The organism is Oribacterium sp. oral taxon 078 str. F0262, assembly GCF_000160135.1.
Classification (GTDB): domain Bacteria; phylum Bacillota; class Clostridia; order Lachnospirales; family Lachnospiraceae; genus Oribacterium.
Map to the genome: position 1 here is coordinate 371,498 of NZ_GG729935.1, position 25,952 is coordinate 397,449.

Here is a 25,952-nt window from a genome sequence, read left to right on the forward strand (position 1 = left end):
TTAAGAAAAGTCCCTGAAAATCAAATACCCCGCTGCTTCTCACTCATCCATCAGCCGTATAATCACCTCATTCATCTGATCATAGGAATTCCAGACTTCTTTGTTGGCAATATCTATGATTTCGGCATATCCGATAGCCTTTTTGATCCCATCCATGATCCATTCCGCATCGCGATCTTTACAGCCCTCCTTTTCCATCCATTCCCGAATTGTCTTTTTATTTACGGAGACAATCTGATGCGCCGCCTGATTCCTGACCTTTTCCTCCGCTTCGCGAAGCTCACCCACCAGCTTTTTCAACTCTTTATCATCAGACTTTGCCTGGATAATTTTTTGCATATGGACCGGATACACATTTCCGAAGCGGAATCCATCTCCGGACTTGTACGCTCCCTCTAAGATTTTTAAAATTTCTTTGCCCGCCATATCCCCTGACAGTTTTTCACGGTCCCAGACAGTCTTTGTCTCTGTCCCGCTGACATACTCCTCCAAGCATATCCCGAGCTTCTTCATGATTCTCTTATAAAGCCGATAGAGGATCGGGCTGATGGCGCGGATAAAATCCGCGTATTCTCCTCTCCGAAGTCGAATCTGCATCACGAGGGCATACTCAAAGATGTCCCGTTTCTCTCCCTTTCTAATCGGCAGGCGATATAGACCCTTCAGATGATTCGTCTCAAGTTTCTTTTCGACGGCATCCATATCCAGGAGCTCCCTCTCCTCTGCGACTCGAATCAGCTTCATATAGGGTTTTTCATGGTCCTTTAGCTCAGCTGCCAGCTCAAGCGCCGCATGATAATCATACTCTCGAATCAGCTTTCGGATATTGACCTCCTGCCGCACTCTGGAAAGAGAGGGGCAAGGAACCTCCCTGCAGCGATTTTCCGCTCCCCCTTCATTGTCCGGATCCAGCTCCCAGAGCTCCTTTACCTGATAGTCCTTGTGCCGATGCTCATTCATGGCTCGGTCCGGCGTCACCACCTGCACTGCTTTGCAAGAGAGCTCGTTCATCGTCCGAATCACGAGAAGCCAGGATTTCATCGCCGGGGTCCCCGAGGAGAGATTCAGAATCAGTTCATCGTCCTCTCCCATCTCCTTTCTGATCTTATCAATCTCTTCCTTGAATTCCCGGTAGAAAATCTCAAAATCCTGTACCTCTACCAGTTCCGGGCGGCGGATCAGCTCATATTCGATCTCCCGATTCTGCAATTCTCCCAGTTTTTTCAGACAGTACGTATACCTTTCATCTGCCTCCTGGTATTGGATGATCTCCCTTGACATATAGAGATAGACCTTGTCTATCCTGTAATGCCGGACGATATGAAGCATGGCTCCGTCGTACATATTCGTATTGGAAATAGGGTCCGTCCCTCCCAAAGGTGAAAATAAAAGCTTCCTTCCCATAGCCTTCCTTTCTAAAGAATCATGATGTCATCCGCTTTGATCTCTGTATTAACGCCGTAGAGATCTACCTCGCCGTAGCCCGTCATGCGGTAAATCCGGACACTGTCCGCGGACGGATCAATCAACTGCGGAATCTCCTTTTGCAGCTTCAGAAACAGTCTTTTTTCTATCAGTGCTTCAAAAGCCGATTTCTGAACCCGGAATCCATAGCCGTTCAGGCACTTTGCAAATTTATTTCTGCGCCTGTTGCTTACGATATCATAAATGATTAGCACAAACAACTTCCCGCTGTGTCTGCATTCTTCCGTATTCCAAAAATAATCTTCCATGGCATTCACCGAATACAAATGGGCTGGTACAGATCCGGATTCTCGCTCTCAATTGCCTTTGCCAGCCTGTCCACCTGTAGATCCAGCGCAGAGCGGAAATTTACGCGATAATCCACGTAAGACAGATATTTCATATCTGTGTGCAGCTTTGCCTCCAGCTTCCTCAGATATTCCTTAAACGCATCCTTTACAAGAAGGACTGCCCCCGTTTCTTCATCCCGGAAGAAATCCTCTCGATGAAGTTCGTGGCCGTTCAGTATGCTCATCGCAGTAGAATCCACCAGCACAGCCCGCCACTCCTCCATCAGATCACTTGCCAATGTAGGATGTTTCTCCCGATCCTTATGCAGGACTCCAAAGTACGGATTCAGTCCCTTTCCCTCGAGCTTTCCATAGATTTCTCCCAAGAGAATGGAATATCCGAGGCTGATCAGAGAATTAAACGGGTCTTTCGGCGGCCTTTTGCTCCTCCCCTTAAAGCAAAACTCCCTGTCCACCAGGCCTCCCAGCGCAGCGAAGTAGACTCTGGCGGCCATTCCTTCATATCCCATGATCTTCTCCGTATCTCCTGTCCAATCCAATTTTTCCGCCAGCCGAAGCATCTCTGATACAGTACCCTCTACTGCTGCCGCCTGTTTTCTGGCATATCTCCTCAGGATCACCGTCTGATTCCTGATCTTTGCCCGGATAATCCTTCTGGCAAGTCCCGCCTTAAATTCCTCCTTTAGCGCCGCCTGACTGCGCTGTCTCGCCACGTTGACATGATTCGTAGAAATGAGCCGACCATAATAAGCACCGTTTGACGAATAAAAAAGCACAGTGATTCCCCTCTTCAAACATTCTGTCATGCACTGCGTCGTCAACTGTACTTTTCCAAAAATTTCGATTACCTCCAGCGTCTCTCCCGGTACGGACTTCAGCATCCCATCCTTATAGCAGACCTGAAAGCGATTGGCCTCACAGCCAATCACGGCTCCCTGCTCGCATACATACAGATAACTCATATTTCTTTCCCCATAAGCTGAAACTCTTCCATATCTCCTAAGAACATTTTCTCTCTTCCCGCGCCTTCATCCCTGCTTCCGGCGCCATTAGCTGCCAAGTCATAACATTCATATTTCCCTCATATCCTATCCTCCCACCGTAAAGTTATAATGTCCACTCAATCAGCCGTCATCCAGAGAGACATTTCCAACAAGGTCTTTTTGCCTCATTCTTTACAACGATAATGGCCCCACAAAATTCTAGGCTATAAAATCGCCGTCTGGTTCTGGATTCTCGTCCCCTTCGGGGATATCGGTTCTTCAAATGAGTCCAAAGGAGGACAAATGATTATGATAATGTTTTCGTCCCCTTCGGGGATATCGGTTCTTCAAATTTGATGAAGAAGATTTTTCCAGAATCTTTGATCATGTTTCCGTCCCCTTCGGGGATATCGGTTCTTCAAATGGTTCCTGTCATGATGTTTGTTCTTTTCTGTATCAGTTTCCGTCCCCTTCGGGGATATCGGTTCTTCAAATATGATGGACAAAGTTAGTGGTATTGGATGCGCTATCTGGTTTCCGTCCCCTTCGGGGATATCGGTTCTTCAAATCGTTCCGAACGGTAATTACATCGTGTTTAACTTCGTTTCCGTCCCCTTCGGGGATATCGGTTCTTCAAATGCCCTTATGGAACGGTATCAAATCCTGGCAACTCCGTTTCCGTCCCCTTCGGGGATATCGGTTCTTCAAATATATTAGAAGTGTTTCATAACATTGTTAGTCTATCGTTTCCGTCCCCTTCGGGGATATCGGTTCTTCAAATATCAAAATGAAACGCCATATAAATTTCCTCCTTGTTTCCGTCCCCTTCGGGGATATCGGTTCTTCAAATAGAAGAAGGGAGATTAGTAATATGATGAAGGAAGTTTCCGTCCCCTTCGGGGATATCGGTTCTTCAAATTGGAATTTATGGATCTGATCGAAAGTCTGATCCTGGTTTCCGTCCCCTTCGGGGATATCGGTTCTTCAAATGAGATCCTTACTGCGTTTTGTAAGGACTGGGTGGACGTTTCCGTCCCCTTCAGGGATATCGGTTCTTCAAATAGGTATCTAGAGTAGAGCATCAAGATATGTATAGCCGTTTCCGTCCCCTTCGGGGATATCGGTTCTTCAAATGGAATAACCGCAGATAACGGTATCATCGGAAAAGGTTTCCGTCCCCTTCGGGGATATCGGTTCTTCAAATTCTTTTAGATACATGTATGCAGCTTTTCCTACAGCGTTTCCGTCCCCTTCGGGGATATCGGTTCTTCAAATAATTAACAAAGTCATCTATAATTCTATCCAATTCGTTCGTTTCCGTCCCCTTCGGGGATATCGGTTCTTCAAATCTTCCGGAAACTCTCCTTAAGCTCCTCCGCCGTCTTGTTTCCGTCCCCTTCGGGGATATCGGTTCTTCAAATGTATCTATTGGTTATGCACCGTTCGATACAAGAAAGTTTCCGTCCCCTTCGGGGATATCGGTTCTTCAAATCTCTTCTTACAAATGAACCGGAGGTTGAGTTTGAGTTTCCGTCCCCTTCGGGGATATCGGTTCTTCAAATGAAAACCTGGGGAATGGACTGATGACTTTTTCTCTGTTTCCGTCCCCTTCGGGGATATCGGTTCTTCAAATGATGATTGTAACACCTTATCAGACAAGTAAGGCAGTTTCCGTCCCCTTCGGGGATATCGGTTCTTCAAATCAAAGGAGAAAAGAGTATGACGAGAAAAGAGCTTGTTTCCGTCCCCTTCGGGGATATCGGTTCTTCAAATATAAAGCGCTTACATGAGGGCTCTAGCGAAAGACAGTTTCCGTCCCCTTCGGGGATATCGGTTCTTCAAATGGGTATCACTATGAGGAAAGTTACACTCAATGGCAACAGTTTCCGTCCCCTTCGGGGATATCGGTTCTTCAAATATATTTATTGTCATTTGGAGGCTATCGATTTTCCAAGTTTCCGTCCCCTTCGGGGATATCGGTTCTTCAAATGATGATGCAGGGAATAGATATTTCTTGCCAAATAAAAGTTTCCGTCCCCTTCGGGGATATCGGTTCTTCAAATTGATTATTTATTTATGAATGGCAATAAATATGATAATGTTTCCGTCCCCTTCGGGGATATCGGTTCTTCAAATATGCACTAAGTAAGATAAAGAAACTTCTCAATACGTTTCCGTCCCCTTCGGGGATATCGGTTCTTCAAATGGTATGATGCTGAGCTGATAGATATCTTTCATAAAATCGTTTCCGTCCCCTTCGGGGATATCGGTTCTTCAAATTTGATTTTGGGTATGCGAAGCCTTATGCCGTGGGAGTTTCCGTCCCCTTCGGGGATATCGGTTCTTCAAATTGACTTGGGACGCGATCATACGGACGGCAATCACCGTTTCCGTCCCCTTCGGGGATATCGGTTCTTCAAATTTATATTTCTCATCATCAATATATTTTCTAATGTTTCCGTCCCCTTCGGGGATATCGGTTCTTCAAATCTTTGTGTCAATAATATAAGACACCGAAACTCTGGTTTCCGTCCCCTTCGGGGATATCGGTTCTTCAAATAATGATCGGCGCTTCTTTCATCTCATAGGTCCGGTTTCCGTCCCCTTCGAGGATATCGGTTCTTCAAATGGAAACGTCAGAGCCAAGTGTTTCGCAGGCAAGGGTTTCCGTCCCCTTCGGGGATATCGGTTCTTCAAATGCGGCTCCCGCCGCCAAAGATCGACACCGCACAGTTTCCGTCCCCTTCGGGGATATCGGTTCTTCAAATGCGATAGCGCCGGCTCTGGGAGCGGCGCTGTATACGTTTCCGTCCCCTTCGGGGATATCGGTTCTTCAAATTCTTTTTGTGCCTTGCTTACTCCAGACATAGTATGTTTCCGTCCCCTTCGGGGATATCGGTTCTTCAAATGCACACCGCGAGCGGTTTGGTGAGGATTGGCCCGTTTCCGTCCCCTTCGGGGATATCGGTTCTTCAAATGGCAAAGCCGTTGTGTGGTGCTGCGGTGGCTATATCGTTTCCGTCCCCTTCGGGGATATCGGTTCTTCAAATCCTGTCCTCTGCGATGCAACATTTATGCGGTGGAAAATGCAGTTTTGCGGCGCAAAAATATTTTTCTGTATTTTTTACTGCCTGCTGCTGGAGAAAAGCTCTCTTTCCCCGCATATTTCCTATTGCGGCGCAAAAGCCTGCTTTTCTCCTCTCCAAAATATTATACAGGGATTCCGGATGGGAAGGAAGGACCTCCCATCCGGCGGATTGTACTTTAAAAGATACAAAAATCCCGAAAGTATCAGGATCTTCCCCCGCGCTCTCTCACTCCCATCCCTTTGGAAGCTCCAGGATTGCACCGCGGTTTCCGCTCGTGACGAGCGCCTGGTAGCGGGCGAGGTAGCCGTCCGTGACTTTCGGTTTTCTCGGCTTCCACGCGGCTCTCCTTTTTGCGAGCTCTTCCTCTGAGACCTTCATGTTAAGTCGGTTTCCGGGGATGTCGATGGAGATGATGTCTCCCTCTTCCACCAGCGCGATCGGTCCGCCGACCGCGGCCTCCGGAGAGACATGGCCGATCGCCGCTCCGCGGGAGGCACCGGAGAAGCGACCGTCCGTGATCAGCGCGACTGTGCTGCCGAGTCCCATGCCGACGATCGCGGAGGTCGGATTCAGCATCTCCCGCATTCCAGGGCCGCCCTTCGGGCCCTCGTAGCGGATCACGACGACGTCTCCCTCGTGGATTCTGCCGCCCTTGATCGCCTCGATCGCATCCTCCTCACAGTCGAAGACGCGGGCCGGGCCTTCGTGCTGCATCATCTCCGGTGCGACGGCGGAGCGCTTCACGATGCCGGTATCCGGCGCGAGATTCCCCTTCAGGACCGCGATGCCGCCGTTTGGCAGGAACGGATTTTCGATCGGGCGGATGATCTCCGGGTCCCGGTTCACCGCGGCGCGGATATTCTCCTTCATGCTCTTCCCCGTGACGGTGATCCCGTCCAGCCGGAGGAGATCCCTCTTGCTGAGCTCCTTCATGACGGCGTAGATGCCGCCCGCCTCGTTGAGATCCTCCATATAGGCGGGTCCGGCCGGGGCGAGGTGGCAGAGGTTCGGCGTGCGGTCCGAGATCTCGTTGGCATACTCCATGTCAAGCTCGATGCCGCACTCATGGGCGATCGCGGGGAGGTGGAGCATCGTATTGGTGGAGCAGCCGAGCGCCATATCGACCGTCAGCGCGTTCCGGAAGGCATCCTCCGTCATGATGTTCCGCGGGCGGATATTCTCACCGACCATCTTCATAATTGCGTAGCCCGCCTCCTTCGCGAGGCGGATCCGGGAGGAGTAGACCGCGGGGATCGTGCCGTTTCCAGGGAGTCCCATGCCGATCGCCTCCGTCAGGCAGTTCATCGAGTTTGCGGTATACATGCCGGAGCAGGATCCGCAGGTCGGGCAGACATTTTCCTCGTAGCAGCGAAGCTCCTCGAGGGACATCTTCCCCGCCTCATAGCTCCCCACCGCCTCGAACATCGAGGAGAGAGAGCGCTTCCTGCCCCTCACATGCCCGGCGAGCATGGGGCCGCCCGAGACGAAGACAGTGGGGATGTTGACCCGCGCGGCCGCCATGAGGAGGCCCGGGACATTTTTATCGCAGTTCGGAATCATCACAAGTCCGTCGAACTGATGCGCCCTCGCCATGCACTCCGTCGAATCCGCGATCAGATCCCTCGTCACAAGGGAATATTTCATGCCGACATGCCCCATCGCGATGCCGTCGCAGACCGCGATCGCGGGGAAGAGCACCGGCATCCCCCCGGCCTCCGCGATGCCGAGTTTCACCGCATCCGCGATCTTGTCCAGATTCATATGTCCCGGCACGATCTCGTTGTAGGAGCAGACCACGCCGATCATCGGCTTCCGCATCTCCTCCTTCGTATAGCCGAGTGCGTTGAACAGACTCCTGTGCGGCGCCTGCTGGATTCCCTCCCGTACCTTATCACTGTTCATCAGAAATCTCCTTTATCTTCTTTCTCTTATCTTATCCCATTTTATCCTACGCGAGGCTTTCCTTTTGGGCCTCCCGGAGCTCCGGGCTCTTCTCCCTTTCACTCATATCGTTAAAGAAATTCGCGAGCAGGGCTCCGGAGATATTATGCCACACGGAGAAGACCGCTCCCGGGATCATCGCGAGGGGATACTGCGAAAAATGCGTGTGCGCAAGTCCCGTGGCGAGTCCGGAATTCTGCATGCCGACCTCGATCGAGATCGCGCGGCACTTCGTCGTGTCCAGGCGGAGCGCCTTCGCGACGCCGTAGCCCGCCGCATAGCCGAGAAGGTTGTGGCAGATGACGACGACGATGATCAGAAGTCCGTTGGAGAGGATCTTCTGGGAGTTCACTGAGACCACCGCTGCGATGATCAGGATGATCGCGAGTGTCGAGACCAGGGGAAGCGCCTTCACCGCCCTCTGCGTAAAGCGTCCGAAGAAGTAATTCACGACAAAGCCCAAGAGGATCGGAAGAAGCACGACCTGGAGAACCGAGATGAACATGCCCATGACGTTGACATCGACTGTCTTTCCCGCGTAGAGCAACGTGAGAAGCGGCGTCATAAACGGCGCGAGCACGGTGGAGACCGAGGTCATGCACACAGACAGCGCCACATCTCCGTGGGAGAGATAGGTCATGACATTGGAAGAGGTTCCGCCCGGACAGGTTCCGACGAGGATGACGCCGACCGCAAGCTCCGGCGGAAGTCGGAAAAGCTTCGTGAGCAAAAAGGCGATGAGCGGCATCAAAGTGAACTGGCAGAGCGCGCCGATCACGACATCCTTCGGGCGCCGGAGGACGTCCGTGAAGTCGGAGGGCTTCAGTGTGAGCCCCATCCCGAACATTACGACGCCGAGCAGATAATTGATCCACTTCGTGCTGATAAAACTCACCGCCGCCGGGAAAAAGAGCGAGACCGCCGCTGCGAGTATGACAAGGAGCGCCATCCATCGGCTCACGAACGCGCTCAGCTTTTCCAAAACCTTCATAATCCTTCCCCTTTCTGTCCCCGCCTCATCTCTTTCACAGAATAAGAGAGAAAAAGGCCTGAACCCTGCCCCTTCGGCTTACGCCGATAAGAGACAAAGGTTCAGACCTCTGCGGTACCACTCTTATTGCCATCCTGAGATGGCCGCTCTTTCGCATCCATTGGAATGCGCTGCCCGTGATGACGGGGGCATCCGTCCGCGCTTACTGCTGTTTCGGCGCGGCAGCTCGGAAATGATTTTCAAAAGGCGTTCCGCACTGACTCGCAGCTACCGTCAGCTCTCTTGAGCATCCCGCCTTCCTACTCCTTTTCGTCAAAGCCTTTTTCTCTGTGAAATTTTCCCTATCCTAAAGCCTGCCGAAAAATATGTCAATAGCACCCGCCATTCCTTTTTCCTATGAGAGCTATGTCGGATGGATCTCAATCCGCGCTCTCTAAAAGCTCCAGACTGTGCTCCTCATTCATCCTCTCGCACATCGCGAGGAAGCGCTCGATCGGGATATTATTGAGCTGCCGGTTCGAGCCCCTCATGTTGATGGAGACGGTATTCTCCGCCGCCTCCCGGTCTCCGAGGACGAGGATGTACGGGTCCTTGAAATTCTTGTACTTTTTGATCTTCTCCTTCATATTGCTCTCGGAATAATCCGCCTCGACGCGGATGCCGTGCTTTTGCAGAAGTGAGAAGACCTTCTTCGCGTAGGCATTATGCTCCGTTCGGATCGGGACGATGCCGACCTGCTCCGAGGAAAGCCAGAAGGGGAAGACGCCCTTGAAGTTTTCGATGATAATGCCGATGAAGCGCTCCAAGGAGCCGTAGATCGCCCTGTGAATGACGACCGGCATCGCCGCTACGCCCTCCGCGGTCTGATAGCTCAAGCCGAAATTATGCGGGAGCTGGAAGTCGAGCTGGATGGTCCCGCACTGCCATTCTCTCCCGAGCGCGTCCTTGATCTGGAGGTCGATCTTCGGTCCGTAGAAGGCCCCGTCTCCCTCATTGATCTCGAAGCCTCCCTCGCCGTACTTATTCGTGAGGATCCGCTTTAAGGCCGCCTCTGCCCTGTCCCAGACCTCGATATCTCCCATAAAGTCCTCGGGTCTTGTGGAGAGCTCCGCGCGGTAGCTCACGCCGAAGGTCGAGTAGATCTCATCCGCGATGGAGATGATATCCTTGATCTCATCCTCGATCTGCGACTCCATGACGAAGGTGTGATCGTCGTCCTGCCGGAATTCCTGCACGCGGAAGAGACCGTTCATCTGACCGGACTTCTCCTTCCGGTGGAGCACATCGTACTCGGAGTAGCGGATCGGGAGCTCCCGGTAGGAGCGGTTCTTCCTCTTATAGGTGAGCATGGCATTCGGACAGTTCATGGGCTTTGCCGCCATCGTGTCCATCCTCTCCCGGTTATAGAGGACGGAGCCCGCCTGAATCTTTACATTCTTCGGCTCTTCTCCCTGCTCCGCGAGGTTCTCCAGGATCCCCGGAATCTCCGCGTCCGCCTTCAGCCAGCCGGACACGCCGGGCACCATGAACATATTGTTGATGTAGTGCGCCCAATGTCCGCTGATCAGCCAGAGCTTCTTATTGTTGATGAGCGGAGCGGCGATCTCCCTGTAGCCGTGCCTCTCCTGGACCTCTCTCGAATACTTGAGAAGGGCCTGATACATCTTCCAGCCTCTCGGGAGCCAGTAGGGCATGCCGGGAGCGGTCTCGTCAAAGAGGAAGAGCTCCAGCTGGGCTCCGAGCTTCTTGTGGTCCCTCTCCTGCGCCTCCTTCACGAACTTAAGATGCGCCTTCAGAGCTTCCTTGTCCGGGAAAGCGTAGAGATAGATCCTCTGGAGCTGATCCCGGTGCTCATCCCCTCTCCAGTAGGCCCCGGAGGTGGACTTGATCTGGAAGGCCGCGTTCAAAAGCTCTTTGGAATTCTCCACATGGGGGCCGCGGCAGAGATCCACGAAGTCATCCCCTGTATAATAGGCGCTGATGACGGCGTCCTCCGGCAGGTCCTCGATGATCTCCTTCTTAAAGCGCTGATCCTTAAAAAGCTCGAGCGCCTCCTTCCGGGAAAGCTCCCTCCTCGTCCAGGGCTCCTTTCTCCGGATGATCTCCCGCATCTTGTCCTCGATCTCCTTGAAGTTCTCCTCCGTCACAGGCCTTGGGAACACAAAATCATAGTAGCAGCCGTCCTCGACCTCCGGCCCGATCGCATACTGCACATCCTTCCCGTAGAGCTCAATGACCGCCTTCGCAAGAATATGTGCGAGAGAGTGCCTGTATACTGAAAGATATTGTTCCTTGTCCATGCTTTCCTCCTCATAAATAGATCAGGGCGCTGCCGCCGGGGCTCTCCTCACCCCATAAAAGCGTCCCCGATCGTTTCTATACTATATATCATAAATTCTTCCGAAAATACAGAGGAGGCTTTTCTCAAAGCGGACTCCGATCGTTCAGCTCCTTCAGGATTCTCTCCGCGATCTGCTCCGGCGTGAGCTGCCGCTCCCGGAGGAGGGCCTCGACATCATAGCGGTCATAGAACTTCTTTTCCAGTCCGAACTCCAGCACTTTCATATCGGAATCCGCGTAGAAGGAGCTGATCTTCGGGGCGAAGCCGCCCTCCAGGATTCCATCCTCCAGCACGGCAGTGATCCTGTGCTCCTTCTTCAGTCCCTCCAGCATCGCATAATCGATATGAGAGACAAAACAGGGATCGATCAATGTGACTTCGTGATGAAGCCTCTCCCGGAGGATGTCGGCCGCCTTTTCTGCCGTCTGATAGAGCGCGCCATAGGCGAGGATCGCGATCTCCCTTCCGCTTCGCGCCATGCAGAATTCTCCGAGCCTTCCGTAGTCTTTTCGGACCGGATGATTCGTCGGATGCACATCGTCCGCCGGGATCAGGATCACGACGGGCCTCTCCCTCTGCTCGATCGACCATTCCAGCATCGAGAAATACTCCTCCTTTCCCTCCGGCGCGAGCACGGCGAGCTCCGGGATATTGGAGAGCATCGGAAGGGCGTAGAGACCGAGGTGAGTCTTGTCCCGCATCCCGTAGATGGAGGCGCTCCCGGCGAGGATCGTCACCGGCGTATGATTGATCGCGACATCCTGTGAAAGCTGGTCATAGGCCCTCTGGAGGAAGGTCGCGGAGGTGAAATAGATCGGCTTTCCGCCGTTTTTTGCGATGCCGGAGGCCACCGCGACGCCGCTTTGCTCCGCGATCCCGACATCCATATACTGCCCTCCGGCCCTCTCCCGGAGCTCCTTCGTAAAGCCCAGAACACCGGGGACGGCGGAGCTGACCGCGATCACACTCGGGTCCTTCTCCATCTTTTCGAGGAGGAATTTTGCGGTCTCGCTCTCATAATCCTCCCCCTCGTCCCGGTACTCCTCCTTCGTCTCCCCCGTCTCGATATCGAAGGGGAGATGCCAGTGCCATTTTTCCTTGTCCCTCTCCGCCGGGGGATAGCCCTTCCCCTTTTCGGTATTGATATGGACTACAATCGGATGCCCGATATCCTTCACTTTCTCGAATGCCGCAGCGAGGGATGCGATATCATTTCCATTCGGAAGATAGAGGTAGTCCAGTCCCATCGCCCGGAAGAGGTTATTTTCCGCCCTTCCCTCCGTATCCCTAAGCTCCTCGAGATTTCGATAGAGTCCGCCGTGGTTCTCCGCGATCGACATCTGATTGTCATTTACGAGGATGATGAAATTCGTCGAGAGCTCCCCCGCGATATTGAGTCCCTCCAACGCCTCTCCGCCGGAGAGGGAACCATCTCCGATCACCGCGATGATATTCTCCCTCTCCCCCTTTAAATCCCTGGCCTTCGCAAGTCCCAGGGCCAGGTCGATGGAGGTCGAGGTGTGCCCGATCTCAAAGAAATCATGGGGGCTCTCCACGGGAGAGCTGTAGGGGGAGACATCGCCATAATGCTCCTCGCAGAGATAGGCATCCTTCCTGCCGGTCAGCATTTTATGGGGATAGGTCTGGTGCGAGACATCGAAGACGATCTTGTCCTTTGGAGAGGAGAAGACATAGTGGAGCGCCACCGTGGCCTCGATGAATCCAAGATCCGGACCCACATGTCCCATATGAATGCTGGCTCTTTGGATCAGAGCCTTCCGCATCTCCGAGGCGAGCTCCGGCAGCTCCCTTAAGGACAGCTTCTTCACATCCTCCGGTCCGTTGATTTTTTCAATATACATCTTGTTCGTTCTCCCTTCCTGCTTCGCCTGCCGTTTGATCCGTCCCACCCGGGAGCCTCTCACTCCGACTGCCGAATCTTGAGCGTAGAAGTCTGCCATCAGGCAGACTCGGAGCGTTCTTGACCACTTCTCGAAGAGAAGTGCCTCCCGAAGGGAGGTCGGCTGATGCCTCCCGGGCGAAGCCGAGTCCCTGGCGTAGAAGTCTGCCATCAGGCAGACTCGGAGCGTTCTTGAGTCTTCTCGAAGAGAAGTGCCTCCCGGGCGAAGCCGAGTCTGTGAGCTTCGGACAGCGCGAAGCCGCACAAAGACTTACGGCCCGCAGTAAGCGCCGGAGCGGAAAACGCACGGTACGCGGGCCGATCAAACGGCAGGGCAGCGGCATGTAAATGCGCGATCAGGTAAATGGAATCGCGCAGGATGGCGCAAGTAAACATCATGCCTGACAATATGTCAAGTATTTTTTTCGATCTCTTTTCGATCGCGCTTCTCGCAGGGGAAAAGCTGTGATAAGATGTTTTCTGCATCATAGGTCTGCCTCCGCTTCCCTCCCCGGGATGCGGAATTATGAGAAAACGCCCGGGAATGCGGGCATGGGCGTTTATTGATTAAGGAAAGGAAGAGAGCATGAGCGATTATTCCATCGGCACCCGTTGCGTTCAGGCCGGCTATACTCCGAAAAACGGAGAGCCCCGTCAGGTCCCGATCATTCAGTCCACCACCTTCCGCTACGACAGCAGCGAGGCGATGGGGCGGCTCTTCGATCTGAAGGAGAGCGGGTATTTCTACACTCGTCTGCAAAATCCCACCAATGATTTCGTCGCCGCAAAGATCGCAGCGCTCGAGGGCGGCTGCGCGGCTATGCTGACCTCCTCCGGGCAGGCCGCGACTTTTCTCTCCCTCTTCAACATCTGCGAGTGCGGCGCCCATATCGTGGCATCCTCCAGCATCTACGGAGGGAGCTTCAATCTGATCGCCGTGACCATGAAAAAGATGGGCATCCGCGCAAGCTTTGTCTCTCCGGACTGCACGGAGGAGGAGCTGAACGCCGCCTTCTGCGAGGATACCCGCGCTGTCTTCGGGGAGACCGTCGCAAATCCGGCTCTCACCGTGCTGGACATCGAGAAATTCGCGAAAGCCGCCCATTCTCACGGCGTTCCGCTGATCGTGGACAATACCTTCCCGACCCCGATCAACTGCCGTCCGATCGAATGGGGCGCCGATATCGTGATCCATTCCACGACGAAGTATATGGACGGCCACGGCGTCGCGGTCGGAGGGGCGATCGTGGACAGCGGAAACTTCGACTGGCTCGCCCACGCGGATAAATTCCCGGGTCTCTGCACGCCGGATGAATCCTACCACGGGACCTGCTATGCGGAGAGCTTCGGAAAGGAGGGGGCCTTCATCACCAAGTGCACCGCGCAGCTGATGCGCGACTTCGGCTGCATTCCGTCCCCCCAGAATGCCTTTTATCTGAACCTCGGCCTCGAGTCCCTCCATGTCCGTATGCCAAGGCATGTGGAGAATGCCCAGGCCGCAGCGGAATTTCTGGATGCGCAGGACAAGGTCCTCAAGGTAAACTATCCCGGACTTCCGGGGAACCGCTATCACGGGCTCGCGGAAAAATATCTGCATGGGGGCGGCTGCGGGGTCGTCTCCTTCGAGCTCTCCGGCGGGAGGGAGGCCGCGGAACGCTTTATGGGAAAGCTGAAGCTCATCGCGATCGAAACGCATGTCGCGGACGCCCGCAGCTGCTGCCTGCACCCGGCGAGCTCGACGCACCGCCAGCTGAACGACTCTCAGCTTGCGGCGGCCGGTGTAGCTCCCGGTCTCATCCGTGTCTCCCTGGGACTCGAGGACAGAGAGGACCTGCTCGCGGATCTAAAGCATGCCCTGGAGGCCGTCTGAGCTCCGGCCCCTTCCGATTTCCCCGCAGGATAAGCTCCTGTCAGAAATAGCCGGAGGCGGCGCTCTTCTTATCCCTTGGAAGGCAAAGCGCCTTGTGAAGATCGCGCGGAAGGAAGATGACTGAAGACGGCGCTCTTCTCATCCCCTGGAAGGCTGTACTGTAGAGTGCGGCCGTTGTGAACTGCGGCGATGCAGCAAAAAGGCCTCAGCCTCCCGACGGAAAATCGGGGGCCGAGGCCTTTCTCTTATCTTATCTTATTGTCTTAACTTATCTTATTTTAGGTCGTCCACTCTCCGTTGGAGTTTACAGCATAGCCTCCGATCACGGTATTGACCGCGAGGGAGCCCTTTGTCCTTCCCCCCTCTGTCTTCTCATAGAGGTAGTACCACTTTCCGCTTATGAGCTGCCAGCCGGTCTGCATATACCCCTCAGAGTTAAAATAATACCAGTCCTTCTTCCCGTTGTATTCCAGGGAGAGCCAGCTGGACGCCGGGTAGGAGCGGTCCGGATTTCTGTACCACCAGCCCTTTTGATCCTGGATCCATTCTCCCTTGCTCCCGCTCCCTCCGTTTGCCCCTGTCCTTCCTGAGGCAGAGGCTCTGAGCGCCCCTGATCCCTTGCCGGAGGATCCTCCGGAACGGGAGCCGCCTCCCGATCTCCCGGAGCCCCCGCCCGATGATCTGCCGGAGGAGCCTCCTTCTTGCTTTGACCGTTCCTCTTCCTTCGGGGGATTTGGCTTCGGTACGCTGCCCGGGTTTTCAGAAGCGTTCCCGGGATTTCCGTCTCCCGCTTTCCCAGAGCCGGGATTTCCATTTCCGGAATTCTGATTTCCGTTTCCGCCCGGCGCCGCCGTCCCCGGATTCTGATTCCCGTTTCCGCCCGGTGCCGCTGTCCCCGGATTCTGATTCCCGTTTCCGCCCGGCGCCGCTGTCCCCGGGTTCTGATTCCCGTTTCCGCCCGGTGCCGCCGTCCCCGGATTCTGATTTCCGTTTCCGCCCGGTGCCGCTGTCCCCGGATTCTGTTTCCCGTTTCCGCCCGGTGCCGCTGTCCCCGGGTTCTGATTTCCGTTCTCCGCCGCCTTTACAAGGAGCTTCCCTTTCACGACGGCATTCGCCCCGTCTGCCCGATAATTCTCCCGATAGCTAAGCGGAGAGAGAACTGTGATCTCAAATTCTCCCGCTGTCCTTCCATCCGCGGATGTCGAAAGGATCGGGCTCTGCTGAAAGACCTCCGCGCTCCCGTGCCCTGCGGCCTGTCCCTCCAGGCGGAAGCCAAAGCTCGGAAGCGGCTGTCCCGCTGTCATCGTCTGATCCTCGATCAGAAGACGGACCGGCCTTTTTGCGATCTCAAATTCCCCGAGCGTAATGGCATCCTCCGAGTAGGCCCCTGCCCCGCTTATGATGGCATGCACAAGGTATTTCCCGGCGTCTGACGGAGCTTCCTCCGAAAGTCCCGTCTCATTTTCCTTTTGGTATTTTATCGCGATGCTTTCGCCTCCGGGAAGAGCAGAGGGCTCAATATGCGCTGTCCCCGTACAGGAAGCCGCACTCCCGTCGTAGACCTTACTCTCCGGGAGGGAAATCCCCTTGAGCTCTCCGATCTGTATGCCCGGAAGCTCACGGAAGCATCTCCCGGAGCTTCCATTGATCTCGATTCCGGAATGTCCGTTTTCTGCGCCCCAGACCGCCTTTGCCGAAGCGGGCAGAACGGAAAGGTTCCGCTTTGAGCCTTTGAGGTAATGCGTTCTCCCTGCTTCCGCGTATTTGTCGAAGGCGACAAGTGCACCTCCGTCGATCTCTCTTCCCTCCCGGGCATCGACGAGAGCCTCCGCACTGCTCCCATGCCCAAAGAGAAAGCCCCCGGAGATCCGGACCTTCTTCGCCGAAATCGCCTTCCCGCAGTGCGCGGCATCCTCGCTCCCGCTGAAGATCTCTCCTCCCTCGATCACGACATCTCCGCTCGAGTAGATTCCGGTCTTCTCTCCCCCTTCGGCGTCGATCCGTCCGCCGATCATATGGAGCTTCACATCATCCGCGGCATCTACCACATTTAACTCCGGATGATTTGAGGCGGAGGAGATTTCTCCCCCCGTGATTTCGACCTGCAGCCGATCCTTAAAGCTGCAGACCGAAATATCATGATTTCCGGAGCGGTCCGCCACAGCTCCTCCCTCCGCAAGCTCAAACACACTGCCGGAGCCCCCGGATACTGTCAAGATCGCCTCCCCATCCTCCGGATTTGCGGATTCGATCTTCGCCCTCCAGACAAGCCTCCTCTGATCGGGAACGGAAAGCTCCAGGGAATGGATCCCCTGCTTGCTTCCGATCACAGTGACATCCTTTCCCGCAGTCAGAGCACTCTCTATCCCGGCCTTCACTGCATCCCGGTCGGCAAGCCCCGTGATGTCTATCGTCTCGGTCTCCGACGCATAGAGCGCCGCCCGCGGCATCGGAATATTGCTGAAGCTCGCGGGCAGCAGATCCCTATCCGCTTCGGAAGAAGGAAGATCCTCCTCCATCTCCATGCTGTAACCTGTTTCCCTGTGGATTCCTGTTTCCCCGTGAATCCCCATTTCCGTATGAATCCCGGTCTCCGCATGGGTCCCCGTTTCCACGGAAGTCCCTCTTTCCCTGTGGAAATCCTGACTCCCGTAAGCGGACTGATCCGCGGCGGAAAGAAGCAAACAGGCCGCAAGCACTGCCGCTCCCGATCCCTTTCTCTTTTCTGATTTCACCCTACACCCTCCATACACAAAACAACCCTCGCGCTCCCGTTATACTGGCTCACCGCACTGCCGCTTGATCCGTCCGGCACAGACCGTCTGCCGCCCCGGCGTTTAGCGATTTGGTCCTGTAAATCGCTTATGCGCCGCTGGCTGCGGCAGTCGGAGTGAGAACGCCCTGTGCCGGACGAACAAGACGGCGGGAAAACAAGGGACTTATGCGGCAAATCCGTCCCTTATTATACATAATTTTTTATTCTTTTCAACTTTTAATCATAATAAAATCTTTTCCGTCTCTTCCGCCGTCTCCCCCGAGGCGCCACCAATAGCCCTTCCTCCGGCGGCATCCGAAGCACTAAAAAGCCGCCCGCAGAACGCGGGCAGCGAAAAGAGCAGTGCGGCGGCTCTTAAAAGTAGCTCATGCTTCCCGGTCTTAGAATTCGGTTCAGAGCCTCCATGAAGAAGTAATCCCCCCAGATGACGCATTCGTCCACTCCGCTGTTTTTACAGGTATTAAAGGGAGTTTTCTTCGCATAGGTGCCGTGGAGAAGCTGTCCGTCGGACTGCTGCCTGTCCTTCACCTGGTAGTGATCGATCAGGCTCTTCAGCAGCTTCTTTGAGAGGGAGCTGTAGTATTCCGCCTCCTCCCGGGGGAGATATCTGCTCATCTCCAGAAAACCGCAGGCCGCGATCGCAAGAGAGGAGGAATCCCGCGGCTCCTCCTTATCCCCGTCCCCAAAGGAGAGATCCCAGTAGGGACAGAGGTCCTCCGGAAGGTGAGAGAGAAAATACGCGGAAATCCTTCGAAAATCCCGAAGATAATCGGCATTTTTCGTATTCCTGTACGCAATCGCCGTGCCATAGATCCCCCAGCTCTGCCCTCTCGCCCAGGCCGAGCCGTCCTGATAGCCCTGGCAGGTCGCACCGTGCGAAAATTCCCCGCTCTTCGGGTCAAAGAAAAGAGTGTGCCAGCTGGACCCATCCTCCCGGAGGATGTGCCGCATGGTGGTTTCCGTGTGAATCTCCGCGATCTCCCGGTATTCGGATCTCCCGCTCTCCTCGGACGCCCAGTACAGAAGGGGAAGGTTCAAAAGGCAGTCGATGATCAGCCTGGCATTTCCCTCGCTCCGCATCTCCCCCCAGGCCTGAATGTATCTCCCCTCCGCGCGGTAGCGGGATTTCAGTTGCTCCGCCGCAAGGAGTGCGGTCTCCCTCGCCGTCCTGTTTCCCGTGAGGCGCCATGCGTAGACACAGGAGGGTAGGAAGAGGAAGCCCATATCGTGATGATCGATATAATGCCGCTCCTCCATCCTGCGGGAAAAGGAAAGAACCGCCTTCTCCCCCTCCGAGAGGAGAAAGCTCTTTTTCTCTGGACCCTTCTCATAATCATAGGATATCCAAAGCTCCCCTGTCCAAAAGCCGCTCGTCCAGTCCGTATTTTTCCCTGTCGGGTAGAATCCGCCCACGCTGTTGGCCTCGGGAAAGGCCCCCTGATAGAGCCGGAGATTATCCTCTGTCTGCTTTACGGCCCTGTCCATGGCCCCTTCCAGCTCCTCGAAAGAAGCCTCCTCCCGCTCCCTGAGCGCCGCTTCCCCGATCCACTTTTCCATTCCTATCCTCTCCTCGCTCTCTGTCCTTCTCTATGCTTCTCTATGCTTTTTCGTCCCGCTTCGCACAAGGATCGCTTCCAGAGCAAAAGGGCGGTCGATTTTGTCTCGCTCCCCGTTTTCACAAGCTGTCACAGGCTGTTTCCCAGCTCCTATAGAAGCCGTCCTGCTGCCGGCATAGCCAGTCCATGACCCGCCCCTCCAGCTCCTTCATCAGATCCCGTCTCTCCTCTTCGCTCTCCTCCCTCTCCTCCAGGGGATGCTTTCTGAGGTCATAGAGATGCCGCCTCGCCTTCTCCCCCGGATGATAGCCGAGCTCCATGATATAGGTATAGTCCTGCGTCCGGATCCCCCTCCAGCCAAAGTCCTGAGGGCGCAGGCCCTCCCGGGCAAATTCCTCCACAAGCTCCAGTCTCCCGGGGCAGGCGCAGAGAAAACAGACCCGCTCCCTGTCCTCGAGCTCCTCCGTCAGATAGCGGGAGAGATCTCCCCCTTCCACCGTATCCGGAACCGGGATATCCAAAAGGGAGAGCACCGTCGGCATGATGTCCTGACTGCCGATGCAGGTACGGCATCTATCCTTTCGGTTCTCCGGGATATGTATCACAAGCGGAATACGGATGGCCTCCTCGTACCAGACGTGCTTTCCCATCAGGCCGTGCGAGCCCATCATATCGCCGTGATCCGCGGAGAGGACGACGATGCTCTTCTCGTAGAGACCGCTCTCCTTCAGGAAGCGAAGGATCCGTCCGAACTGTTCATCCAGCCCCGTGATGGCCGCGTAGTACTGCCTTGTGGTCAGGCGGAGCTCCTCCTCGCTCATCTCGCTCCTCTCCCCCGTGTGGTGGTGGAGCCCCGTCAGGCTGATATTCTTTTTTAAGGCCACATCGTCGTACTGCTTCAGATAGCGCTCCGGGACCTCCGAATAGATGCTGTGGGGCGGATTCCATGAGAGGTAGAGAGCAAAGGGCCTTTCATCCTTCCCCTGCTTCTCGAGATACGAAATCACTTCATCCGTCTCATACTCCGGAGACCACTTTCCGGGGCAGATCATTTTATCGTCATCTCTCCAGTAATGGGGTGAGAGATGATGATCGTAGGTCCCGTAGGAGCACCAGTAATCAAAGCCGTGCCTTCGGATCCCCGGGGGCGTGTAGGCATCCCAGTCTCTCGCACCGGAGGCGGGAGCGGGGCAATGATTTTGCTCCGGTTCATCCAGATGCCATTTCCCGATATAGGCTGTCCGATAGCCCTGCCCCTTCAGAACCTGTGCGATGCAAAGCTCCTCATCCCGAAGCCTCAGCGGAAGCCCTCTCTTGCAGTTTGTATAAAAGCCCGCGCTGAGCGGATATTTCCCCGTCATCAGGCTCGCCCTGTGCGGGGAGCAGACGGGAAAGGTGCTGAAGGCGTGGTCGCAGTAGGTGGACTCCTCGCAGAAGCGGTCCATATTCGGAGTATATACCGGATCCTCCCCGGCAAAGCCCATCGCGCCGGCTCTCCATTGATCCGCGAAGATAAAGATCAGATTCCTTCCGTTTGCCAAGATAAGACCTCCTCTCCCCTGCTTCCTCTAGCCCTTGATGCCTCCGCTGATCCCGCCGATGATCTTCTTCGAGAGGAAGAGATAGAGGATAAAGGTCGGCAGGAAGACGATGATGACCGAGGCGAAGAGACCGGCCCATTCCCCGCTGTACTTCATCCCGTTGATCATGGAGAAAAGTCCCAGCGCCACCGGACGGAGCGCATCGGAATTCACGAAGAGGAGCGAGAGAAAATATTCGTTCCATATCGCGATGAAGTTAAAGATCGTCACCGTGCTGATCCCTCCCCTTGCGAGAGGAAATACGATCCTCCAGAAGGTTTCGATGGGATGACAGCCGTCGATCGCCGCGGCCTCCTCATAGGATTTCGGAATATTGGAAAAATACGTCCCGAGAAAGGTGGTCGTATAGGGGATCTTCGCCGCGACAAAGAGAAGAATCAGTATGATTCTATTGGAGGAGGGGTGCTTCAAAAGCCCCGCCCTCGCCACAACGGTATAGATCGGAATGATGACCATGACGATCGGAACTCCCATCGCCGCGGCGAGGGAGGAGCGGATCCAGCGCCTTCCCGGGAACGTAAAGCGCTCCAGAGCATAGGCATAGGGGGCGCTGATCAGGATGAGGAGCGCGCAGGACACGCAGGCGTAGAAGAGAGAATTCCCGAAGAAAACGGAGACATTCGAGCTGACCCACGCCTTGACATAGTTTTCGAAGTGGAAGCCCGTCGGGAATTTCAGCACCTCTCCGGAGAAAATCTCCGCCGTGGTGGACAGGCTCGCCGCGAGGACCCAAAAGAGCAGCGCCGCGGTAAAGAGGACCCAGGCGATGAGCACAAGATAGCCCGGCAAAAGTCTCAGCTCCCGCCCCAGATGAAGAGTCGAATACCTTTTCCTCTCGATCGCTCTCATTCCCGTTTTCTCCATTTTTCCCCTCTCTTCCCGGATCTCCTGCGATGGGCAGTCCCGTCTTGCTTAATACTCCAAATCATCATCCTTCAGCAGGCGGTTGGTCAGCTGGAATACGAAGAGAACGAAGAGGCTCAGTATGATCCCGATCGCCGCGCCGCTTCCGGCGTCCCTTGAGATCGCATCCACGCTTTCCGCACCGAAGAGCTTGACATACAGATAGACCATGGGCACCACCGTGGAGGTGTCCGGCGTCAGCGGCGAGAAGAGCTGTGACCAGACGAAGAAGCCGGCGATGCTGATCGACCACATCACGATATTGGTCTTCAGGATCCCCCGGAGGAGGGGCAGCGTGATATGGAAAAACTGCTCTCTCCTCCCGGCCCCGTCGATGCACGCCGCCTCGTAATACTCCCTGCCGATTCTCTCGATCCCGCTGATCCAGATCAGCATATGATGCCCGATCATCCCAAAGCAGTAGGACAGAAGAAGAGCCCAGAACTTATGCTCCCCGTCCAGCCATTGGAGCTCCGCCAGCTGCTTCAGGCCGACTGCCCGGAAAAAATGAGTCAGGAAGCCGTAGCTTGGGTTAAATACATATTGGATCCACATCGTCGCCATCGCGACGGCGCTGATGACATTGGGAAGGTAGATGGCCGCCTGGAAAAAAGACTTTCCCCGAATCCCGCTGCTCAGAATGACCGCAAGGAGCAGGGATATCGTCAGAGTGATCAGCCCTCCCAAGGTCCAGATTTTCAGTAAATTCCAGATCGACTGCCGAAAGAGGCTCGCCGAGAAAAGCGAGCGGTAATTCCCGAGGCCGTTGAAATGCCAGCGGGAAACCGGATCGGTGATTTCCATGATGGAGAAAAAGCTCATGAACACCGTCCGGATGAGGGGATATACGAACATTCCCAGAAAGAGTATCGTCCCCGGAAGCGTAAATGCCAGAAGCATCGCCCTGTTTCGTTTCATCTGTCCGTCCCCCTCTTCCCGCGGCCTTCCTTACTTCGCCGCAGCCTCCATATTCTTCGCAAACTCCTCCGCCGTGAGCTTTCCGGCGTAGAGCTTCATCAGATTTTCCTTGAGCGCCGGCGTGAGCTCGGGATTGTTTTCCGCACCGCCGGAGATCGCGAAGATCTCTGTGCAGTTCTCAAAATACGGCTTTACATCCTTGAGCTGCTCCGGCCAGGACTCATTTTCCTTGTCCGCCGGAAGTCCGATCGTCTCCTTCGCAAGCATCGCATCGTACTCTCCCCGCGTGATCTTTTCGATCAGAGCGAAGGCCGCCTCCGGATTTTTGCACTTCGAGGTGATTCCGAAGCTCTGCGCCCCGATCACCATGGCGTTCTCCCCGTTGATCCCGTCCGGGACCTCCGGATAGTTGAAAAATCCCCACTCAAAGTCCGGCCCCGTAATGCCCTTCACCTCGTTGGGAAGCCATGTCCCCACACAGTACATTGCGACCTTACCCGTGGCGAACTCCGTGTTCTGTCCGGTCGGCCAGACATTGGAACCGACCATGGAGGAGAAGTATCCCTTCGATGCCAGATCCTGGAAAGCGCCCGCGGCCTTGAGCACCGCCTCCTGATCCCAGCCTCCGTCCTTTACGAGCTTCTTCACCTGATCCGTCCCGATGAGCCTCGCCAGATGGATTCCGAAGGCCTGCGGCGCGTAAGCGTCGTCTGTGGTCAGCGGCGTGATGCCGGCGGCCTTCAGCTTCTCACAGGCATCGAGGAACTCCTCCCAGTTCTTTGGGGCCGTCTCGATGCCGGCCTGCCGGAAGAGCTTTTTGTTGTAGAGATATCCGTTCGCCTTGAACTGATAGGGAATCTCCCTCAGCTTTCCGTCCTCATAATAGCTTCTGCTCAGCGCCATCATGGTGGGATTCGTGCCCGCCTCATAGTTATGGGACTTAACCAGCTCCTCAAGGTCAATCACACGGTCCCCGTAATTGCTCTTATTGCCCTGCCCGTCGAAAAGGTCCACCTGCTGGTCCGCGTCCAGAGCGGGGATCAGGCCCTCCTTGATTCCCTTCCGCCCCTTAAATTCCAGGTCGACCTCTATGCCGCTCTCCTTCTCATAGGCCTCCACTGCCTTTGTGATGACCACGCCCTGCGGCTCTGTGGCCTCCCAGTTCGACCAATAGACGAGCTTCTCTCCCTTTCCGGACTGCGCGGCCTCCGACTTTTCCGTCCCCGCCTCTCCGGAAGCGGCATCCGTCTTTGCCTCCGTCGTCTTTCCGCTCTGCTCCCCGCTGCCGCCGCAGCCGGAAAGCAGGTTCATGGCGAGCACGGCACAAAGCAGCGCTCCCGCAAATCTCTTCTCTCTTTTTTTCATAATAACTCCTTCCTTATAGATAATCCCGGAGTATTCCGGGCCCTCCGCATCCGCTTTCCTTTTTTCTGACTTTATTCCTTTTTTCCTGTTTGCTCACTTCTCTGTTCCTTATTCCCAGCTCTTTTTTCTTTCTTTTTCTGTCTTCTTCTCTTACTTCCTTCTTTTTTCCTGCTTTCTTCTTTTCTTACTTTCTTACTTTCTTACTTTCTTACTTTTTCCCCTACTCCCCGTTCCCTTGCTCCCTTTTATAGCCATCGCTCGATTTCCTTATTCTCTCCGCAGCATTCTGCCTCCGATATCCTCCTGCTCCCTCAACCTCCACGGCGTGTGGAAGTCCAGATTTGCCTTCATAACGATGTCGATCGGCTGAGGGGAGCAGCGGCGCCCCGGAAGACACTTCATGATCTGATCGCTGATCAGCTGAAAAGCACGGTAGCCCTTCTGATAAGCCGCCTGATCGATCACCGCGTCCATCCGCCCCTGCCGGAGCAAAAGGATGCTCTCCTCATTGAGATCGGTCCCCAAAAGCCGGATCCGTCTTCTCCTCCCGCTCTTTTCGATCGCCTCTACAATGGCCCGGTTATCGTGTGAAGTCAGGGCATAGACCGCGCTGACCTCCCCCTTTTCCCGGAGCCTCTTCGCCATATTTTCGCAGAGCGGCACATTGGATTCCCGCTCTCTCGAATACCCCTCAATGATCTCCTCTCTTAAGTCCGGCCTTCTCTCCCGAAGAGCCGCGATAAAGCTTTCCCTCTTCCTCTCGTGAACCGCGGAATCCAGTCTCCCGCTGGAGAGAAGCACGGAGGAGTTCTCCGCGGCGACCAAAGAGACAAAGTCCGCCGCGACAGCACTGCTTATCGTCTCATTCGACGGAATGCAGCTGACATCGCTAAGCTCCGGGGGATCATCGTCGATCACGAGGACGGAGACTCCCGTCCCGGAAATCCTCCGCACAAGATCGAAAATCCGCTCATTCCTCGTAAAGAAAAAGGTAATAAGCCCGGCGTATTCCCCGCTCTCCGAATGCAAAAGCTTCTCCAGAATCCGCTCCTGCTCTCTCTCATCCTCGCAGATCAGCCTCTCCGTCTCTATGTTCAGATAGCGGAGCTCCTCCGCACTGTCGGAAATTCCGAGCCAGAGATAGTTAAAATACAGGTTGAGAGTGCCGTGATCCCTCGGAAGAACGATGCCGATCCTGGAGATCCCCCTCTTCATGCTGGCCGCGGCATAATTTCGGATATATCCCATCTCATCCGCCGTCCGGATCACCTTTTCTCTGAGGCTCTCGCTGACCCCGCTCTTCCCGCTGAGCGCCCGGTGGACAGAGACCGCGGAAACACCGAGGCGCCTGGAAATATCCTTAAGCCTTATCTTCCCCCCGCGTTTATCCTCTCTCTGCCTCATCCAGCCCTCTCCGCACTCACCGCACTCACATCAAGCTTTAAGCTTCATCTCCATCAAATACCTACATCGGCATCAGCATCAGCATCAGCACTAGCATCAGCATCAGCACTAGCATCAGCATCAGCATCAGCATCAGCATCAGCATCAGCATCAGCATCAGCATCAGCATCAGCATCAGCATCAGCATCAGCATCAGCACTAATGTAAACATCCTCATTAACGTAAACGTTTACGTTAATTGTATTGTCATTTTCCCCTTATGTCAATTCATTTTTTTCAAATTTTGAGATATAATTCCAGTGTCGAAAGTCCTTCCTTCACGACGTGCCTCTGCACAGGAGAGTAAGGAAGGACTTTATGACACGTCTCTCTATGAGCATGAAGCGGGGGATACCCCGCGAAATGCGAATAGAGGGCTGCATGGTGTGAGCTGCTCCGCTGCGAACCCATGCGGAATTATTCTTTCATGCCGAGCTCAAAAGTCCTTCCTTCACGACGTGCCTCTGCACAGGAGAGAAGGAAGGACTTTATGACACGCC

The 25,952-nt window shown here is 54.8% G+C and carries 17 protein-coding genes, 1 CRISPR repeat array and 1 other annotated feature; of the genes, 1 reads left to right on the plus strand and 16 read right to left on the minus strand.

Features of this window, described 5'->3' with window-relative positions; genetic code table 11:
- Positions 1-39: 39 nt before the first annotated feature.
- The 8 genes from csm6 to GCWU000341_RS13780 form a co-directional block, all read right to left on the minus strand.
- Positions 40-1,404 (minus strand): type III-A CRISPR-associated CARF protein Csm6, encoded by a 1,365-nt coding sequence (gene csm6 / locus GCWU000341_RS09120; RefSeq protein WP_040653953.1) that lies wholly within the window; start codon positions 1,402-1,404, stop codon positions 40-42.
- Positions 1,405-1,415: 11 nt separating this feature from the next.
- Positions 1,416-1,679 (minus strand): CRISPR-associated endonuclease Cas2, encoded by a 264-nt coding sequence (gene cas2, locus GCWU000341_RS09125; protein WP_242651655.1) that lies wholly within the window; start codon positions 1,677-1,679, stop codon positions 1,416-1,418.
- Positions 1,680-1,738: 59 nt separating this feature from the next.
- Positions 1,739-2,737, minus strand: a complete 999-nt coding sequence (gene cas1 / locus GCWU000341_RS09130) for a CRISPR-associated endonuclease Cas1 (protein WP_009215665.1) — start codon at positions 2,735-2,737, stop codon at positions 1,739-1,741.
- 270 nt (positions 2,738-3,007) lie between these two features.
- Positions 3,008-5,808: direct repeats of the CRISPR family, unit length 36 nt; unit sequence GTTTCCGTCCCCTTCGGGGATATCGGTTCTTCAAAT.
- 264 nt (positions 5,809-6,072) lie between these two features.
- Positions 6,073-7,749, minus strand: a complete 1,677-nt coding sequence (gene ilvD / locus GCWU000341_RS09140) for a dihydroxy-acid dehydratase (RefSeq protein WP_009215675.1) — start codon at positions 7,747-7,749, stop codon at positions 6,073-6,075.
- 46 nt (positions 7,750-7,795) lie between these two features.
- Positions 7,796-8,779 carry a bile acid:sodium symporter family protein gene (locus GCWU000341_RS09145; protein WP_009215676.1) on the minus strand — a complete coding sequence of 328 codons (984 nt, stop codon included), beginning with the start codon at positions 8,777-8,779 and terminating at the stop codon, positions 7,796-7,798.
- An 86-nt stretch (positions 8,780-8,865) separates the two neighbouring features.
- Positions 8,866-9,104 (minus strand) — a binding site (T-box leader).
- 94 nt (positions 9,105-9,198) lie between these two features.
- Complete coding sequence (locus GCWU000341_RS09150) at positions 9,199-11,079, minus strand: threonine--tRNA ligase (RefSeq protein ID WP_009215678.1); 1,881 nt, start codon at positions 11,077-11,079, stop codon at positions 9,199-9,201.
- A 124-nt stretch (positions 11,080-11,203) separates the two neighbouring features.
- Positions 11,204-12,982, minus strand: a complete 1,779-nt coding sequence (locus GCWU000341_RS09155; protein ID WP_040654117.1) for a 1-deoxy-D-xylulose-5-phosphate synthase — start codon at positions 12,980-12,982, stop codon at positions 11,204-11,206.
- Between the two features lie 209 nt (positions 12,983-13,191).
- Positions 13,192-13,509, minus strand: coding sequence for a hypothetical protein (locus GCWU000341_RS13780; RefSeq protein ID WP_009215680.1), 318 nt, complete (start codon positions 13,507-13,509; stop codon positions 13,192-13,194).
- 97 nt (positions 13,510-13,606) lie between these two features.
- On the opposite strand from GCWU000341_RS13780, the gene GCWU000341_RS09165 reads away from it, so the two are divergent.
- The gene (locus tag GCWU000341_RS09165; protein ID WP_009215681.1) at positions 13,607-14,890 is read left to right on the plus strand and encodes an O-acetylhomoserine aminocarboxypropyltransferase/cysteine synthase family protein; all 1,284 of its coding nucleotides are present in this window, start codon (positions 13,607-13,609) and stop codon (positions 14,888-14,890) included.
- A 278-nt stretch (positions 14,891-15,168) separates the two neighbouring features.
- Here the strand turns inward: GCWU000341_RS09165 and GCWU000341_RS14135 are convergent, their stop codons facing one another.
- The 8 genes from GCWU000341_RS14135 to GCWU000341_RS13595 all read right to left on the minus strand — a co-directional run bounded on the left by GCWU000341_RS14135 (position 15,169) and on the right by GCWU000341_RS13595 (position 25,612).
- The gene (locus GCWU000341_RS14135; protein ID WP_009215683.1) at positions 15,169-17,625 is read right to left on the minus strand and encodes a putative LPXTG-motif protein cell wall anchor domain protein; all 2,457 of its coding nucleotides are present in this window, start codon (positions 17,623-17,625) and stop codon (positions 15,169-15,171) included.
- Positions 17,626-18,020: 395 nt separating this feature from the next.
- Complete coding sequence (locus tag GCWU000341_RS09175; RefSeq protein WP_009215684.1) at positions 18,021-19,223, minus strand: glycoside hydrolase family 88 protein; 1,203 nt, start codon at positions 19,221-19,223, stop codon at positions 18,021-18,023.
- Positions 19,224-19,341: 118 nt separating this feature from the next.
- On the minus strand, positions 19,342-20,763 hold the full coding sequence (locus tag GCWU000341_RS09180; RefSeq protein WP_009215686.1) for a sulfatase family protein: 1,422 nt from the start codon (positions 20,761-20,763) through the stop codon (positions 19,342-19,344).
- Between the two features lie 27 nt (positions 20,764-20,790).
- The gene (locus GCWU000341_RS09185) at positions 20,791-21,672 is read right to left on the minus strand and encodes a carbohydrate ABC transporter permease (protein WP_040654119.1); all 882 of its coding nucleotides are present in this window, start codon (positions 21,670-21,672) and stop codon (positions 20,791-20,793) included.
- Positions 21,673-21,735: 63 nt separating this feature from the next.
- On the minus strand, positions 21,736-22,644 hold the full coding sequence (locus GCWU000341_RS09190; protein ID WP_009215688.1) for a carbohydrate ABC transporter permease: 909 nt from the start codon (positions 22,642-22,644) through the stop codon (positions 21,736-21,738).
- Between the two features lie 30 nt (positions 22,645-22,674).
- Positions 22,675-24,009, minus strand: a complete 1,335-nt coding sequence (locus GCWU000341_RS09195) for an ABC transporter substrate-binding protein (RefSeq protein WP_009215689.1) — start codon at positions 24,007-24,009, stop codon at positions 22,675-22,677.
- 267 nt (positions 24,010-24,276) lie between these two features.
- Entirely contained in the window at positions 24,277-25,413 is a 1,137-nt protein-coding gene (locus GCWU000341_RS09200; RefSeq protein ID WP_009215690.1) for a substrate-binding domain-containing protein, read from the minus strand.
- A 61-nt stretch (positions 25,414-25,474) separates the two neighbouring features.
- Complete coding sequence (locus tag GCWU000341_RS13595; protein ID WP_207635069.1) at positions 25,475-25,612, minus strand: hypothetical protein; 138 nt, start codon at positions 25,610-25,612, stop codon at positions 25,475-25,477.
- Positions 25,613-25,952 lie beyond the last annotated feature (340 nt).

Excerpts from the sequence above, each read along its gene's own strand:
- csm6 (WP_040653953.1), bottom strand. The coding sequence starts at position 1,404 with ATGGGAAGGAAGCTTTTATTTTCACCTTTGGGAGGGACGGACCCTATT.
- cas1 (WP_009215665.1), bottom strand. The coding sequence starts at position 2,737 with ATGAGTTATCTGTATGTATGCGAGCAGGGAGCCGTGATTGGCTGTGAG.
- ilvD (WP_009215675.1), bottom strand. The coding sequence starts at position 7,749 with ATGAACAGTGATAAGGTACGGGAGGGAATCCAGCAGGCGCCGCACAGG.
- GCWU000341_RS09145 (WP_009215676.1), bottom strand. The coding sequence starts at position 8,779 with ATGAAGGTTTTGGAAAAGCTGAGCGCGTTCGTGAGCCGATGGATGGCG.
- GCWU000341_RS09150 (WP_009215678.1), bottom strand. The coding sequence starts at position 11,079 with ATGGACAAGGAACAATATCTTTCAGTATACAGGCACTCTCTCGCACAT.
- GCWU000341_RS09155 (WP_040654117.1), bottom strand. The coding sequence starts at position 12,982 with ATGTATATTGAAAAAATCAACGGACCGGAGGATGTGAAGAAGCTGTCC.
- GCWU000341_RS13780 (WP_009215680.1), bottom strand. The coding sequence starts at position 13,509 with ATGATGCAGAAAACATCTTATCACAGCTTTTCCCCTGCGAGAAGCGCG.
- GCWU000341_RS09165 (WP_009215681.1), top strand. The coding sequence starts at position 13,607 with ATGAGCGATTATTCCATCGGCACCCGTTGCGTTCAGGCCGGCTATACT.
- GCWU000341_RS09175 (WP_009215684.1), bottom strand. The coding sequence starts at position 19,223 with ATGGAAAAGTGGATCGGGGAAGCGGCGCTCAGGGAGCGGGAGGAGGCT.
- GCWU000341_RS09185 (WP_040654119.1), bottom strand. The coding sequence starts at position 21,672 with ATGAGAGCGATCGAGAGGAAAAGGTATTCGACTCTTCATCTGGGGCGG.
- GCWU000341_RS09190 (WP_009215688.1), bottom strand. The coding sequence starts at position 22,644 with ATGAAACGAAACAGGGCGATGCTTCTGGCATTTACGCTTCCGGGGACG.
- GCWU000341_RS09195 (WP_009215689.1), bottom strand. The coding sequence starts at position 24,009 with ATGAAAAAAAGAGAGAAGAGATTTGCGGGAGCGCTGCTTTGTGCCGTG.
- GCWU000341_RS09200 (WP_009215690.1), bottom strand. The coding sequence starts at position 25,413 with ATGAGGCAGAGAGAGGATAAACGCGGGGGGAAGATAAGGCTTAAGGAT.